This window comes from Nocardia sp. NPDC052112, from assembly GCF_040680135.1.
GTDB lineage: Bacteria > Actinomycetota > Actinomycetes > Mycobacteriales > Mycobacteriaceae > Nocardia.
The window spans coordinates 45,972-60,042 of sequence record NZ_JBFAWD010000031.1; the positions used below are offsets into that span (position 1 = coordinate 45,972).

A 14,071-nucleotide genomic window follows, 5' to 3' on the forward strand; every position below is an offset into this window, starting at 1 on the left:
GCGGAGGCTTTACCCATGAAACGACTGGTCGTCTGCTGTGACGGCACCTGGAAGGCCGAATCCAGCAACACGGTATCGAACATCATCAAGATCGCGCAGACGATCCGCTACGAGGCGCCGGGACCGTCGGGGGACCCGATCCAGCAGTGGGTCAGCTACGTTTCCGGGCCGGGCGCCCGCGGCTTCCTGGCGGACCGCCTGATGGGTGGCGCGTTCGGACTCGGACTCGAGGCGAATCTGTCCTCGGCGTACTGGCATCTGGCACTGAACTGGCAACCGGGGGATGAGATCTTCATCTTCGGTTTCAGTCGCGGCGCGTTCACCGCGCGCAGCCTGGCCGGTCTCATCGGCCGCATCGGGATCATGACACCCGATGCGATGATCGAGGGAAAGTACCCGGATGCCTTGCGGATTCACCATCAGCCCGCACCGCGGCGCACCCCGGAGAATCCGGATCCGAAGGAGCCGAAGGAGTGGATCGACTTCCGCAAGGCGAACTGCTGGGATGCTCCGGCCAAGATCGACTTCATCGGGGTTTTCGATACCGTCGGCGCCCTCGGCGTGCCGGGGCTGACCTCGCTGCGGCACCGATTCCACGATGTGAAGCTCGGACGCAATGTCTACTGTGCGCGGCAGGCGCTGGCACTCGATGAGCGGCGGCGCAATTTCGAACCGTGCCTCTGGGAGGTGCCGATCGAGCCGGATGTGAAGTACTCCCACGACTACGACCGGGTCAAGCAGGTCTGGTTCGAGGGCGTGCACAGCGATATCGGCGGCGGCTACCAGGAATGTGGACTCTCCGATATCACGCTGCGCTGGATGATCGAACAGGCCGAGGCGGTCGGGCTCGCCTTCGACCACGACCGGCTCGAGGGACTGTCCCAGCGGTGTGCGGCCGCGGGCGCGAAGCATATGGAATTGCACCGCTCGCTCGGCATCGGATACCGAATCCTCAACGTGCTGCGCACCATTCGCCAGCCGCGGAATCCGCGGTTCTACTGGGACTCCTGGCGGCGGCTGTACACCGACGGGGACCGCGGCGTGCGCCTGGCCTCCACCGTGCAGGATGCCGTGGACTACCGGCCCGCGAATCTCCGGCGCTGGCTGAAGGTCAACGACGGGGCGGTGCCCGAGACGATGATCGAGAAGACCGGCACCGTGACGGCCATGACGCCGGAGGAGCCCTCAGCGCACCAGTAGCGCCACCGGCAGCCGGGCGAAGAGCTTTTCCAGTCGGGCCCGGCCTTGGAAGGTGTGGCCGGTCAGCCGATCGGTCCAGCTGCCCTGCGGCAGCTCCAAAGTGGTATCGCCCCACCCGGCTTCGGCCAGCGCGAGGCTGTGCCGGGTGGCGGCCACGACCACCTCGGGCGTCTCACCGGCCCGGCCGCGCGCGTAGGCGACCAGCCTGCTCTCATGCTCGCCGGCGGCGAACAGGGGCAGGTAGGTGCCGCCGACGAAACAGTCCGGACGTTCGCGGCGCAACCACAGCGCATAGGCGACAATCCACATCTTCGCCGCGCCGGTGGTATCCAAAGCCGGTGTGCCGGTGAGCGATTGCAGCAGTCCGGCACGGGCCGCGAAGTCCACCGGTCGACGGTTGTCCGGATCGACGAGCCCGTCCTCCCACAGCTCGCAGCCCTGATAGATATCGGGAATTCCGGGCCCGCACAGCTGCAGCAGCTTCTGCGACAGCGAATCCGACCAGGCGTGTGGGGCGAGTTCGTGCACCAGGTCACCGATTTCGGAGCCGACGGGGCCGTCGATCACCGCGTCCAGCCAGCCGTGCACTTTCGTCTCGAATTCGGCATCCGGTTCCTCCCACGAGGTGTGGACACCGGCCTCGCGAATCGCCTTCTCCGCGAACAGATGCAGTCGCTCTCGCAGTCCGGCCACCGACGAGGCCGGGCGGCCGTCGGCGGGCCAGATACCGAACATGTTCTGCAGCAGGAACAATGTCGTCGCACCGTCGGGGCCAGGGACGATTTCCTGCCAGGATTCGACGGCGCGGGCCCAGGTCTCCGCGGCCTGGGACAGCACCCCGATCCGGGCCCGCACATCCTCACCGCGCTTGGTGTCGTGGGTCGACAGCGTCGTCATGGTGGCGGGCCAGCGCTGCGCGCGTTCGCTATTGGACAGGTGGAATTCGTTGAGCGAGTGGCCGAATCGTGCCGGATTGCCGCCCACCTCTTGCAGGGATACCAGCCGCGCCGCCTGATAGAACATGGTGTCCTCGACGGCCTTGGCGGTGATCGCACCGCAGACCTGACTGAATCGAACGGCTGCCTCGCCGTTGGTCGCCAGCGCTGTCACCAGCACACTCAACGGCACTGTCAGTTCACTATTGCGCTTCTCCACCTCGGCGACCACCGCGCCGGTCATACCGGCCAGCGGCGCGTAATCCACCCGGTACACCGGCATGAAGGCCAGCACCTCGATGGTGGCATTGGTCAATGCCATGGTGTCGAAGCTTTCGGCGTGTGCGTCGCGCTTGATCGCGGCGACCAGTCGCCGGATCTCCGGGGCCAGAATATTCTCCGCCACCGCGCGTTTGATCCGGTGTTCGGTCTCGCCGATCCAAGCGCGGTCGCTGCCGTGTCCGGCCAGTTTGCGCGACAGTTCGGTCAGCGTCTGCTCGCCGTTCGGGTCGATCAGCACACCGCCGTAGTCGGACAGGGCGTCGTAGCCGGTGGTGCCGTCGACCGGCAGTGTCGCGTCCAGCGGTTCACGATTGGCGAGGATCTTTTCCACGAGCAGCAGCCGGTGCGGGCCGATGAGCCGCCGCAGCTTCGTCAAATACGAGGTGGGATAGGACAATCCGTCCGGATGGTCGACCCGCACGCCGTCGATCAGGTCGTGTTCACACCACGCGGCCAGCTCGCGGTGGGTGATCTCGAAGACCTCGGGATCCTCCTGACGCACCGCGGCCAGGCTGCTGACCGCGAAGAACCGCCGGTAGGTGCACAGCCCGGCCTTCCAGCTGACCAGCCGGTAGTGCTGTTTATCGTGGATGCGCAGCGCATTGTCGCCGTCGGTGCCCGCCGCGATGGGGAAGCGCAGATCGTGCAGTGCCAGCATCGGTTCCGAACCGGATCGGTCCACCGTCAGCGCGGCCGGATCGTTTTCGCCCTGCAGCACCGGCAGTGCCAGCCGACCGCCCGCGCCGTTGCCCGCACTCCAGTCGATATCGAAGAAATGCGCGAACTGCGATTCGCGACCGTTACGCAGTACGTCCCACCACCACGGGTTCTGGCGGGGATCGGCCACGCCGACGTGGTTCGGTACCAGATCGACGATCAAACCCATACCGCGGCTGCGCACTTCGTCCGCGAGCGCCTTGAGTCCGGCCGGGCCGCCGAGGGGCGCCGACACCGTGGTCGGGTCGGTGACGTCGTAACCGTGCGTCGAACCGACCGCCGCGGTCAGGATCGGCGACAGGTACAGATGCGAAATACCCAGCTGTTGTAGGTATTCCGCGATCGCGCGGGCATCGGTGAAGGTCAACGCGTCGGGGCGCAGCTGGAGTCGGTAGGTGCTGCGGACCGTTGTCTGCCGGGCAGGGGTGCGGCCGCGGGAGATGGGGTCGGTGTGATGGGTGTGCGTCTCGATCTTCGGCGTCTCGGTCATCGGCGTTTCGGTCATCGGCGTTTCGGTTATGCGGGGCAGTGGAGGACGAGCAGACAACGGGCTGGGACGGCGATGGTGCTCGCCGCCGGATAGGCCGCATCGGCGCGGCCATCGGGTATCGAACAATCCAGTGCGACAGTCCATTCCGCGCCGTAATCCGGATCGGGCAAGATGAAGTCGAGCCCGCTGTCGTGGGCGTTGAAACACAGCAGGAACGAATCGTCGGTGATGCGTTCGCCGCGCGGGCCGGGTTCGTTGATGCCGAGGCCGTTGAGATATACCGTCAGCGATTTGCCGAAACCGCTGTCCCAGTCGGCGGATGTCATCTCCTCACCCCCTGGGGTGAGCCAGGCGATATCGCCGGCATGATCTTTCGGCCGGGTCGGTCGGCCTGCCAGGAAGCGGCGGCGGCGGAATATCGGGTGCGCGGTGCGCAGTGCGATCACTCGCTTGGTGAATTCGAACAGGTCCGAATTCGTCTGCATCAGCGACCAATCCATCCAGGCCAGCGGTGAATCCTGGCAGTAGACATTGTTATTGCCCAGCTGGGTGCGACCCATCTCGTCGCCGTGCGCGAGCATCGGGGTGCCCTGGCTGAGCACCAGCGTGGCCAGCAGGTTGCGACTCTGCTTCGCGCGCAGTGCGAGTATGTCCGGATCGTCGGTGGGGCCCTCCACCCCGCAGTTCCACGAGCGGTTGTAGCTCTCGCCGTCGCGATTGCCCTCACCATTGGCGTCGTTGTGCTTCTCGTTGTAGGACACCAGATCCCGCAGGGTGAAGCCGTCGTGTGCGGTGATGAAGTTGATGCTCGCGCTCGGCCTGCGGCCGGTGGCCTCGTACAGGTCCGAGGATCCGGTGAGCCGGGAGGCGAATTCGCCGAGGGTGGCGGGTTCACCGCGCCAATAGTCGCGAACGGTATCGCGGTACTTGCCATTCCATTCGGTCCACTGGCCGGGGAAGTTGCCGACCTGGTAGCCGCCCTCGCCGACATCCCACGGTTCCGCGATGAGCTTGACCTGACTGACCACCGGATCCTGTTGCACCAGATCGAAGAAGGTCGACAGCCGGTCCACATCGTGCAGTTCCCGGGCCAGCGTGGCGGCCAGATCGAAGCGGAAGCCGTCGACGTGCATATCCAGGATCCAGTAGCGCAGTGAGTCCATGATCAGCTGCAGCGTATGCGGATGGCGCACGTTCAGGCTGTTGCCGGTGCCGGTGTAGTCCATATAGCGCGACGGGTCCTCGTCGACCAGGCGGTAGTAGGCGGCATTGTCGATACCGCGGAAGGCCAGGGTCGGCCCGAGATGATTGCCCTCGCCGGTGTGGTTGTAGACGACATCGAGGATGACCTCGATGCCCTCGGCGTGCAGTGCGCGCACCATGGCCTTGAATTCGGTGACCGCCGCGCCGCCGCGTGGGCTGGCCGCGTATTCGTTGTGCGGGGCGAGGTAGCCGAAGCTGTTGTAGCCCCAGTAGTTTCGCAAGCCCTGATCCAAGAGGACGCGGTCGTGCAGGAATTGGTGCACCGGCATCAGCTCGATCGCGGTGATACCGAGTCCTTTCAGATGTTGCACGATCGCCGGGTGCGCGATGCCGGCGTAGGTGCCGCGCAGTTCCTCCGGAATATCGGGATGCGTCATCGTCATGCCCTTGACGTGCGCCTCGTAGATGACCGTTTCGTGGTAGGGCCGATTCGGTGGACGGTCGGCGCCCCAGTCGAAGAACGGGTTGATCACCACGCCGGTCATGGTGTGCCCCAGCGAATCCTCGCCGTAGGTGTAGAGCGAGGAGTGGTTGTCGAATTCGCCGTCGAAGGCCTTGCCGTAGGGATCGAGCAGCAATTTGCTTGGATCACAGCGCAATCCGTGCTCGGGATCGTAAGGTCCGTGCACCCGGAAACCGTAGCGCTGGCCCGGTCCGATGGTCGGCAGATAGGCGTGCCAGACGTAGGTGTCGACCTCTTCCAGCGGCACTCTGGTTTCGGTGCCGTCCCTGGCGATAAGGCACAGTTCGACCGCGTCGGCAACCTCGGAGAACACCGAGAAATTGGTGCCTGCGCCGTCGTAGGTCGCGCCCAGTGGGTAGGCGGTGCCGGGCCAGACACCGAGGGGTGTCACCTCACCGAGCGCTGCGTCGGGCTGAGCCATGTCAACGACACTAGCGCCAGCCGGAGCGTGCTCGGTGTGGGTGGTTGTGGCTCGGCGAGTCAGTCCTGGTCGGGACCGGTTTCGAGCCAGCGCCGCCGGAGACCGACCCGGGTTGCCAGCCGGGCGAGTCCGCCGAATACCGCGTGCTGCAGCCAGACCGGGATGCCCGCGAGATAGCCGTCCTGGTAATCCCACAGCAATGCCAGCGCCAACGGATTGCGCGGCATCCGGGAGCGGACGGTGGTCTTGTGCGCGGCATCGAGGTTGTGCCAGAGCTGGAACATCTCCCAATGCCGCAGCGGCGGGCGGATTTCGTGATCGAAGACGGTGTCGGGCGCCTCGCTCCAGAACTCGTGTACCGCGCGCGGGGGTGCGGTGAGCGAATCACCGGGATGCACAACGATTTCCTTGCCATCGATCTTGAAACGGAGCCGACCGCGCCGCAACGTCCACGATTCGCTGAGTACCGGATGCCAATGCGGGCCAGCCTGCCGGTCCGCTTCCGCCAGTTGATGTTCCAGCCGCAGGTAGGGGCCGCGCTCGTCTTCGCCGCGTGCGACGAAGGTGATGCGGTGGCCATTGCGGAAGGTGAGTGTGTCTCCCATATCTCCAGATATAAAGGTAACCTTTGTAATGTGTCAACGGTTGAACCTCACACCACGCTGTTGAAGCTGCTCGGTCAGGCGACGCACGCCTTCGAACGCGAGCTGAATCGGGAATTGCGGGCGGCACTGCGCGACGATCTGCGCCCGGCGCACTACGCGGTGTTCCGCTATCTGGCGCCGGCGGGTTCGCGGATCAGTGTCTTGGCCGAGGAAGCGGGCATGACGCAGCAGTCGATGGGCGAGTTGGTGACGCATATGGAGCGATGCGGGTATGTGGAACGGAAGATCGATCCGGATGATCGCCGGGCGCGGCTCGTTGTGCTGACCGCCGCGGGGCATGTGGCGCTCGGTGTGGCGGCGGAGCGGGTCCGGCGGATCGAACGGAAGTTGGTGGCCGATCTGGGCGAGCGCGGGTTGGCGGAGCTGCGGCAATCACTGAGCCGCGTGCACGAGGTGCTGATCGACTGAATGTCACTGCCTCGTGGGCAGTGTCAGCCGCCAGGTCTGGCCGACCAGATCGTGGCCGAAACTGTGGTGCGGATTCGATTCGACGAGATCGAAACCCGCGCGCTGATAGATATGGCGCGCCGAGGCGAGGATGTCGTTGGTCCACAGCACCATGTCGCGGTAGCCCACCTCGGTGGCGAATCGCAGGCAGCGCTCGACCAGTGCGGAACCGACACCGAGACCGCGCGCGGTCGGCTCGACCAGCAGTAGCCGCAGTCGCGCCGTGGTCTCGTCCTCTGCGACACAGAAGACGCAACCCACCGGCTCGCCGTCGTATTCGGCGATCCAGGCGCGTTCGCGGCGCTCGTCGTGGTCGTCCAGATAGTCCGCGACGATGCGGGCAACGAGTGCCTCGTAGCTGGTGTCCCACCCGTATTCGGCGGCATAGAGCGCGGCATTGCGTTGGATGACCCAGCCGTAGTCGCCGGGTTTCGGGGCGCGCAGCACCAATTCGCCGGGGCCCGGTCCGTCGAGAATGCGCTGGATGGTGCGCATGGAGGTGATCAGCCGCGTGCGCTCGGCCGGTTTGTGCGCATTGAGGAGATAGCCGACTTCGGCGCTCGAGCGCTGGTTGAGCACCGCGAAGATCTCCCGGCCGCGTTGGGTCAGCCGGACCTCTTGGCGCCGCCCATCGCTTTCGGAGCGATTGCGCTGGACGAGCCCGTCCTTTTCGAAGCGGGTCAGGATGCGGCTGAGATAGCCGGGGTCCAGGTCGAGCGTGCGGCGCAGCGTGACCACCTCGGTCGGGCCGGAGTTGGCCAGTTCGAACATGATTCGCGCTTCGGTGAGCGAATATTCGCTGTCCAGCAGACCCTCCCGCAGCACCCCGATGACCCGGGTGTAGCGGCGGTTGAATTCGCGCACGGCGTCGATATCGGCGGCGGCAACGGTGGTCACGGCGGCTCCAATCTTTGACTGAGTCAAAGGATACGTCGGAACGCTCGCGTCGGTGTGGAATTCCATCGGTGATCGTGCGCGTGCAGCTCGAGTGGTAACTTGAACACCGTTCAAGCCCTGGCAGGCCGGGGCCGTCGCGACCGCGAGGAGTCCCGTGGCATTGAGTTCACCCACCCCATCGGCTGCCATCGCCCTGACCCCCGACGAGATCGCCACCATCGATGCCGAACATGTCTGGCATCCCTACGGCGGCTTTCCCGCGACGACCGAACCGCTGGTGGTTTCCGGTGCTTCCGGAACCCGGCTCACCCTCGCCGACGGTCGGGAATTGGTCGACGGGATGAGTTCCTGGTGGGCCGCCATCCACGGTTATCGGCATCCGGTCCTGGATGCCGCGCTGGTGGCGCAGTCGCAGCGGATGAGCCATGTGATGTTCGGCGGGCTCACCCATGAACCGGCGGCCCGGCTGGCCGCACTGCTCGTCGAGCTGACGCCCGCCGGCCTGGACAAGGTATTCCTGTGCGACTCCGGATCGGTATCGGTCGAGGTCGCGGTGAAGATGTGTCTGCAGTACTGGCGCGCGGCGGGTAAGCCGCAGAAGCGGCGGCTGCTCACCTGGCGCGGCGGATATCACGGCGATACCTTCACGCCGATGAGTGTGTGCGATCCGCAGGGCGGCATGCACGCGCTGTGGACCGATGTGCTCGCGGAGCAGCTTTTCGCGCCGGCGCCGCCGCGTGCGTATTCGGGCGAGTATGTGGCCGATTTCGAGCGGTTGCTGGCCGCGCACGCCGACGAACTCGCGGCCGTCATCGTGGAGCCGGTGGTGCAGGGCGCGGGTGGGATGTGCTGGCACGATCCGCGGTATCTGACCGACTTGCGGCGCCTGTGCGACGAGTACGGGGTGCTGTTGATCTTCGATGAGATCGCGACCGGATTCGGCCGCACCGGAGCGCTTTTCGCGGCCGATCACGTCGGGGTGCGTCCGGATGTGATGTGTGTCGGCAAATCGCTCACCGGCGGATATCTGACCTTGGCTGCCGCGCTGTGCACCGCGCGGATCGCGGAGACCATCAGCGCGGAACACGGCGGGCTCATGCACGGTCCCACCTTCATGGGGAATCCGCTGGCGTGTGCGGTCGCGGTGGCCTCGATCGAGCTCCTGCTGCAACGGGATTGGCGCGCCGAGGTGACCCGTATCGAATCGGAACTGAAAGCCGGTCTGGCCCCGGCGCGTTCGCTGCCCGGGGTGGCGGATGTGCGGGTGCTCGGGGCTATCGGCGTTGTGCAACTCGATCATCCGGTGGATATGCGTAAGGCCACCCATGCCGCCGTCGAAGCGGGCGTGTGGCTGCGCCCCTTCCGCGATCTGATCTATGCCATGCCGCCCTTCATCAGCACGACCGAGGACATCGCACGCATTACCGCCGGTATGGTTGCCGCCGCCCGAGTCTGATCCGGCTGGATCAGGCGTGTTTGCGGGTGTTGTGCTCGTTTCCCGCACTCTCGGGGCGATCGGTATCGGAGACGATCTCCCAGACCCGGAATACGCAGTGGTAGTCGTCGGCCCAGCCGCTGGCGATCAGCAGGTAGGTGTCGCCGTCGCGCAGCAGGACCCGGCGACCCGGAAGTCTCGGGTGTTGCGGGGTGAAGGTAGGCACGAGCGAGTGCAATTTGGTCAGCGCCTGCTCGCGAGTGCCGACCACCTCCGCGAGTACCCGCGGCGACCAACGCTTGTGATCGCCGGAACCTGTTGTCTCTTCGACGACTATCGCCCACCGTGGCATCCGGCCCTGCTCCCTCTGGCGGAAATGCCGCGCCACCGTTGGTCGGTGGCGAACCCTCAACGATTGGCTCCCACGGTACCAGCACCCACCCCCGACCATGCGGCTTGAACGGTGTTCAAGTATGCTGCGGAGCTGTGACTACCGATCCGTTGGGCTGGCTTGATGAACGCGCCGCCGAGCGCATGCGCGCGGGGTTGCGCCGTGAACTGCGGCCGCGCGCGGCACAGTCGCCGTCGATCGACCTCGCCTCCAACGACTACCTCGGGCTGGTGCGTCATCCAGAAGTGATCGAGGGCGCGATCGATGCCGTACGGCGCTGGGGTGCCGGGTCGACCGGATCCCGGCTCGTCACCGGGACCACCGCCGAACACGAGCAGCTCGAGTCCGAACTAGCCGAATTCGTCGGTGCCGAGGCCGGTTTGGTCTTCGCCTCCGGCTACGCCGCCAATCTCGGAGTCGTGACCGCGCTCGCCGGTCGGGGTGCGCTGGTCGTCTCCGACGCGGGCAGTCACGCATCGCTGGTGGACGCGTGTCGGCTGTCGCGCTCGCGGGTGGCGATCGCCGCGCATTGCGATGTCGCGGCGGTCGAGCGGTTGCTGGCCGAGCGGAACGAGGAACGGGCACTGGTACTTACCGATTCGGTGTTCAGCGCCGATGGCGATCTGGCGCCGCTGGTCGAGTTGCATCGGGTCACCCGGGCGAACGGCGCGGTCTTGATCGTGGATGAGGCGCACGGGCTCGGTGTGCGCGGCGTGGGCGGGCGTGGGCTGGTGCACGAGGTCGGTGTGGCCGGGGAACCGGATCTCGTTGTCACCGCGACCCTGTCGAAAGCCTTCGCCGCACAGGGCGGTGTCGTGTTGGCCAGCGAGCGGGTGCGCGCGCATCTGATCGATGCGGCACGCACCTTCATTTTCGATACCGGGCTCGCGCCCGCAGCGGTCGGGGCCGCGCGGGCGGCGCTGCGGTTGCTGCGGCTGGAACCCGAGATGGCGGAGCGGGTGTTGGCACGCGCCGCCGATATCGCACGCATTGCCGGTGTGGCGGAACCGGATTCGGCGGTGGTGTCCGTGGTGCTCGGCGAGGCGCAGGTCGCCTATGACGCCGCGCAAGCCTGTCGCGCGCGTGGGCTGGATGTGGGTTGCTTCCGTCCGCCATCGGTGCCCGAGGGGACCTCGCGGCTGCGGCTCACCGCGCGGGCGAATCTGAGCTCCGCCGAACTCGAGACCATCGCAACGGTTCTCGGCGAGGTGCTGGCGCGGGCGCGGGGCTTGGTGACGGCATGAGCGTGCTGTTCGTGACCGGTACGTCGACGGAGGTCGGCAAGACCGTGGTGACCGCCGCGCTGGCCGCGGCCGCGCTGGCCGCAGGTCGGTCGGTGGCCGTGTGCAAACCGGCCCAGACCGGTATAGCGCCAGGTGAACCCGGCGATCTCGCCGAAGTCGAACGTCTCGCCGGCGTGTCGAGAACGCTCGAGATCGCCCGCTATCCCGATCCGTTGGCGGCGGACACCGCCGCGCGTCGGTGCGGGCAACCGCTGTTGACGCTGACCGAAACCGTCGCCGCCATCGACTCGCTCGCCGATGCGGATCTGACCTTGGTGGAAGGGGCGGGCGGATTGCTGGTCCGCCTCGGCGAATTCACACTGCTCGAGCTCGCGCAGAAGCTCGACGCCCCGGTGGTCGTGGTCGCGGCGGCCGGGCTCGGGACACTCAACCACAGCGAATTGACCACGCGCGCACTGTCATCCGCCGGTGTCGGCTGTGCTGGGCTGGTGATCGGCTCTTGGCCCGATGAGCCCGGACTGGCCGAGGAGTGCAATCGCGTTGATCTGCCCAGGGTTACCGGAGTCGAATTGGTCGGGACGGTGCCCGCAGGCGTGGGTCGGTGGCATCACGAGCGCTTCCGCGCCGCCGCACCCGGTTGGTTCACAGCGGGTTGGTCCGCGCTGGGCTGACGGTCCTGCGTCGGAGGCAGCTGGTCTTCATGAGGTCCAAGCGGTCGGAGAGTGCTCTCGGTGACGACGCGTAGCTGCCTGGCAGCACTCGCGAACCGTGCCTACAGTGGGATAGATGTCGCCGTTGGACGATCGGCACCCGTCCACCGTCTCGGACTGGGACGACGCGCGACGGAGGGCCCGGCTTCGGGAGACTCGTCTCGGGCACGGGTGGCAGACGTTGCGCCGTACCAGGTTGGCGCTGCTGCGGGTCGCCTTGGTATTGCTCGCCGGGCTCGTCGTGTTCGCCCAGTACTGGGTGTACGACGTCGCCCCGGAACGCGATCGGCTCGCGCGCACCGAACCCGCCGTCCTGCCGATCGCGACCCCCGCGCACGAGCGCGATTGGGACACTGTCGTTGTCGATATGGTCGGACTCGGCGGTCTCAATGCCAGCAATACTGCGGCCGCATTGCCCGCCCTCAGCGAGATGGGCGTGGTCTGGGCCATCAAATACGACAATCAGGGTATCGATACCAAGGTGATCGCGGATCTGATCATCCGTGCCGCGCAGATGTCGGGGCTGGAAAACATCGTGCTGGTCGGACACAGTATGGGCGGGGTCATCGCGCTCGAGGTCGCGCGGCATATCCACCTCGACAGTGACCTGCGCCTGGTGGGGGTGATCCTGGACTGCACACCGGTGGATTTGAACGCCGTGCGTCCGGAGAGTCGCGGTGCGGGTGAGGATATGGTGCGCTGGATGGGCTGGCTGCCCGGGGCACGGGAAAGCCGCACACTGCGGCTCGCGGTCGAAACCTACGCGCGCCGTGACCGATTCGTCGATCGCGGGACCAATGGGTTACCCGGGGTCCGGCTCGAGCCGTTGCGCGATGTCATCGAAGAAGTGTTGCGCGAGAAGGTCTTCTCCCGGGACGCGGCCAGCAACGGCCTGATCGAAACACAGTTCCTGGCGATCGTGGCGGGCGGCGCGATCAACGATCTGCGCGCGCTGTCCCGGCCCGTCGCGGGCAAACCGCGCCCCGCCATTGTGTACATCCGACCGCGCGATCCGGATAACGACCGGGTGGTGGATGTCGAGTACTCCCATCAGGTGCTCATCGAGCGGGCCGGTGGCGTCGACGGGTCGCTGCTGGTCGTTATGCCGCGAAATACCGGGCACGCCAATCCGATGCAGCGCCCCGAGGCCTACAACCAGATCATCGACCAGCAGATCCTGCCGTTCATCCAGCGCTACCAGGAACAGGTGCGCGCCACGATCTCCGCGGCGGCGCCGCGCTGATGGGGATGGCAGCCGGCGGGGTGGGGTGAATACAGGGGGATGGCAGTCGGCGAAGCCGGCGGGGTGGGTAAATACAGGGGGATGGCAGCCGGCGAAGCCGGCGGGGTGGGTGAATACAGTTGGAATCAGGCTAAGACAAACCGTATGCGTGCCGGTTTCGTCTTGATTCAATCACCGCATGTTCCGACCACGTACGTTCCTGACCGGCCTGCGCGGCCGCACTATTGCCGCGTTGCTCGCCGCGGCGACCGTTGCGAGCCTGGGTGTGACCGGCTGCGCGAGCGACGACAAGCCGGTCGGTAAAACCGACGCCCCGCTGCCCACCGAAATTCCCGCAGGCACCGAACTGGTACTCGCCGACCAATCCGAGCGGTTCAAGTCGGTGCTCCAGTTCTCCGGCGAGCTCGACAAGTTGCCGTTCAAGGTGGAATTCGCCAATTTCGTCGGCGGACCGGCCATTCTGGAGGCCTTCCGCGCCGGGGCCGCCGATGTCGCGACGGTCGGTGATGTCCCGCCGATCCACGCGCAGGTGGCCGGGCAGGATGTGCCGATCATCGCGGCCTACCAAAGCAGCGCTACCGCATTGAAACTCGCGGTGGCACCGGGCAAGGCGATCAGTACACTTGCCGATCTCAAGGGTAAGAAGATCGCCTATGCGGAGGGCACCGCTCAACAGGCCGCGGTGCTGCGGGCCTTGGGCAAGGCCGGGCTGAAACCCGCCGACGTGCAACTGGTTCGATTGCAGCTCGCGGAATTCCTCGATGCCGTGCGCACCGGCCAGGTGGATGTCGCGCCACTGATCGAGCCGAACGTCACTCGGCTGTTGCGCACCCCCGGCGCCTCGCTGATTCCGGATTCGGAGACCGCCGGCATCTACGGCGGCCTCGCCTACCTGTACGCGCGCCGGAGCGCAGTGACGGATCCGGCCAAGGCGGCCGCGACCAGGGCGCTGGTCGCCGCATATATTCGCGCCAACCAGTGGGTCAATACCCACCAGGAGGAGTGGGCGCGCAAGTACTACGTCGAGAACCAGAAGGTCAGCGCCGATGATGCCAAGCGCATTGTCGATTCGCTCGGCACCTATGTCTTCCCGCATCTGGATCAGCAGCTCATCGATCGCCAGCAGGGCACCATCGACGTGATCGACAAGGCGGGCGAACTGCCCAAGAAGGTGCGTGCGGCGGACGGTTTCGATCTGCGCTTCGACGCCGTTATCACCCAGGCCGTCACCGAAAGCGGTGCCGCGTTCGAACCGAAGGCGAAATAGC

Annotated in this window: 11 protein-coding genes and 1 pseudogene; 7 read left to right on the forward strand and 5 right to left on the reverse strand. The window is 66.2% G+C overall.

What is annotated here, in order from left to right; all coding sequences use genetic code 11:
* Positions 1 to 15: 15 nt before the first annotated feature.
* The gene (locus tag AB0L58_RS37495) at positions 16 to 1,200 is read left to right on the forward strand and encodes a DUF2235 domain-containing protein (protein ID WP_364394974.1); all 1,185 of its coding nucleotides are present in this window, start codon (positions 16 to 18) and stop codon (positions 1,198 to 1,200) included.
* Here AB0L58_RS37495 and treY read toward each other — a convergent pair.
* The 3 genes and pseudogenes from treY to AB0L58_RS37510 form a co-directional block, all read right to left on the reverse strand.
* Positions 1,186 to 3,639 (reverse strand): malto-oligosyltrehalose synthase, encoded by a 2,454-nt coding sequence (treY, locus tag AB0L58_RS37500; protein WP_364394976.1) that lies wholly within the window; start codon positions 3,637 to 3,639, stop codon positions 1,186 to 1,188. The two genes, AB0L58_RS37495 and treY, sit on opposite strands and share 15 nt — an antisense overlap.
* A 35-nt stretch (positions 3,640 to 3,674) precedes the next feature.
* A pseudogene (glgX, locus tag AB0L58_RS37505) lies at positions 3,675 to 5,771 on the reverse strand (glycogen debranching protein GlgX); the annotation flags it as partial.
* Positions 5,772 to 5,830: 59 nt separating this feature from the next.
* On the reverse strand, positions 5,831 to 6,376 hold the full coding sequence (locus tag AB0L58_RS37510) for a cupin domain-containing protein (protein WP_364394978.1): 546 nt from the start codon (positions 6,374 to 6,376) through the stop codon (positions 5,831 to 5,833).
* Positions 6,377 to 6,406: 30 nt separating this feature from the next.
* Here AB0L58_RS37510 and AB0L58_RS37515 point away from each other — a divergent pair, with 30 nt between their 5' ends.
* Entirely contained in the window at positions 6,407 to 6,844 is a 438-nt protein-coding gene (locus AB0L58_RS37515; protein WP_364394980.1) for a MarR family winged helix-turn-helix transcriptional regulator, read from the forward strand.
* 3 nt (positions 6,845 to 6,847) lie between these two features.
* Here the strand turns inward: AB0L58_RS37515 and AB0L58_RS37520 are convergent, their stop codons facing one another.
* Entirely contained in the window at positions 6,848 to 7,780 is a 933-nt protein-coding gene (locus AB0L58_RS37520) for a bifunctional helix-turn-helix transcriptional regulator/GNAT family N-acetyltransferase (RefSeq protein ID WP_364394982.1), read from the reverse strand.
* A gap of 187 nt (positions 7,781 to 7,967) precedes the next feature.
* Here AB0L58_RS37520 and AB0L58_RS37525 point away from each other — a divergent pair, with 187 nt between their 5' ends.
* Positions 7,968 to 9,236 (forward strand): adenosylmethionine--8-amino-7-oxononanoate transaminase, encoded by a 1,269-nt coding sequence (locus AB0L58_RS37525; protein ID WP_364395058.1) that lies wholly within the window; start codon positions 7,968 to 7,970, stop codon positions 9,234 to 9,236.
* Between the two features lie 10 nt (positions 9,237 to 9,246).
* On the opposite strand, the gene AB0L58_RS37530 is transcribed toward AB0L58_RS37525, so the two are convergent.
* Positions 9,247 to 9,567: a hypothetical protein gene (locus tag AB0L58_RS37530; protein WP_364394984.1), complete on the reverse strand. Its 321-nt coding sequence runs from the start codon at positions 9,565 to 9,567 to the stop codon at positions 9,247 to 9,249.
* Between the two features lie 182 nt (positions 9,568 to 9,749).
* Between AB0L58_RS37530 and AB0L58_RS37535 the strand changes: the two genes are divergently transcribed.
* The 4 genes from AB0L58_RS37535 (at position 9,750) to AB0L58_RS37550 (ending at position 14,070) form a co-directional block, all read left to right on the forward strand.
* A complete protein-coding gene (locus AB0L58_RS37535; RefSeq protein WP_364395060.1) occupies positions 9,750 to 10,850 on the forward strand; it encodes an 8-amino-7-oxononanoate synthase in 1,101 nt (366 codons plus the stop codon).
* A complete protein-coding gene (bioD, locus tag AB0L58_RS37540) occupies positions 10,847 to 11,521 on the forward strand; it encodes a dethiobiotin synthase (RefSeq protein ID WP_364394986.1) in 675 nt (224 codons plus the stop codon). Before AB0L58_RS37535 ends, bioD begins: the two co-directional genes overlap by 4 nt.
* 115 nt (positions 11,522 to 11,636) lie before the next feature.
* Positions 11,637 to 12,803 (forward strand): alpha/beta hydrolase, encoded by a 1,167-nt coding sequence (locus AB0L58_RS37545; RefSeq protein ID WP_364394988.1) that lies wholly within the window; start codon positions 11,637 to 11,639, stop codon positions 12,801 to 12,803.
* A 178-nt stretch (positions 12,804 to 12,981) separates the two neighbouring features.
* Positions 12,982 to 14,070 carry an ABC transporter substrate-binding protein gene (locus AB0L58_RS37550; RefSeq protein ID WP_364394990.1) on the forward strand — a complete coding sequence of 363 codons (1,089 nt, stop codon included), beginning with the start codon at positions 12,982 to 12,984 and terminating at the stop codon, positions 14,068 to 14,070.
* Position 14,071: the final 1 nt, after the last annotated feature.

Coding starts and splice junctions, on each gene's coding strand:
- AB0L58_RS37495 (WP_364394974.1), top strand. CDS start 16: ATGAAACGACTGGTCGTCTGCTGTGACGGCACCTGGAAGGCCGAATCC.
- treY (WP_364394976.1), bottom strand. CDS start 3,639: ATGACCGAAACGCCGATGACCGAGACGCCGAAGATCGAGACGCACACC.
- AB0L58_RS37510 (WP_364394978.1), bottom strand. CDS start 6,376: ATGGGAGACACACTCACCTTCCGCAATGGCCACCGCATCACCTTCGTC.
- AB0L58_RS37530 (WP_364394984.1), bottom strand. CDS start 9,567: ATGCCACGGTGGGCGATAGTCGTCGAAGAGACAACAGGTTCCGGCGAT.
- AB0L58_RS37535 (WP_364395060.1), top strand. CDS start 9,750: ATGCGCGCGGGGTTGCGCCGTGAACTGCGGCCGCGCGCGGCACAGTCG.
- bioD (WP_364394986.1), top strand. CDS start 10,847: ATGAGCGTGCTGTTCGTGACCGGTACGTCGACGGAGGTCGGCAAGACC.
- AB0L58_RS37545 (WP_364394988.1), top strand. CDS start 11,637: ATGTCGCCGTTGGACGATCGGCACCCGTCCACCGTCTCGGACTGGGAC.
- AB0L58_RS37550 (WP_364394990.1), top strand. CDS start 12,982: ATGTTCCGACCACGTACGTTCCTGACCGGCCTGCGCGGCCGCACTATT.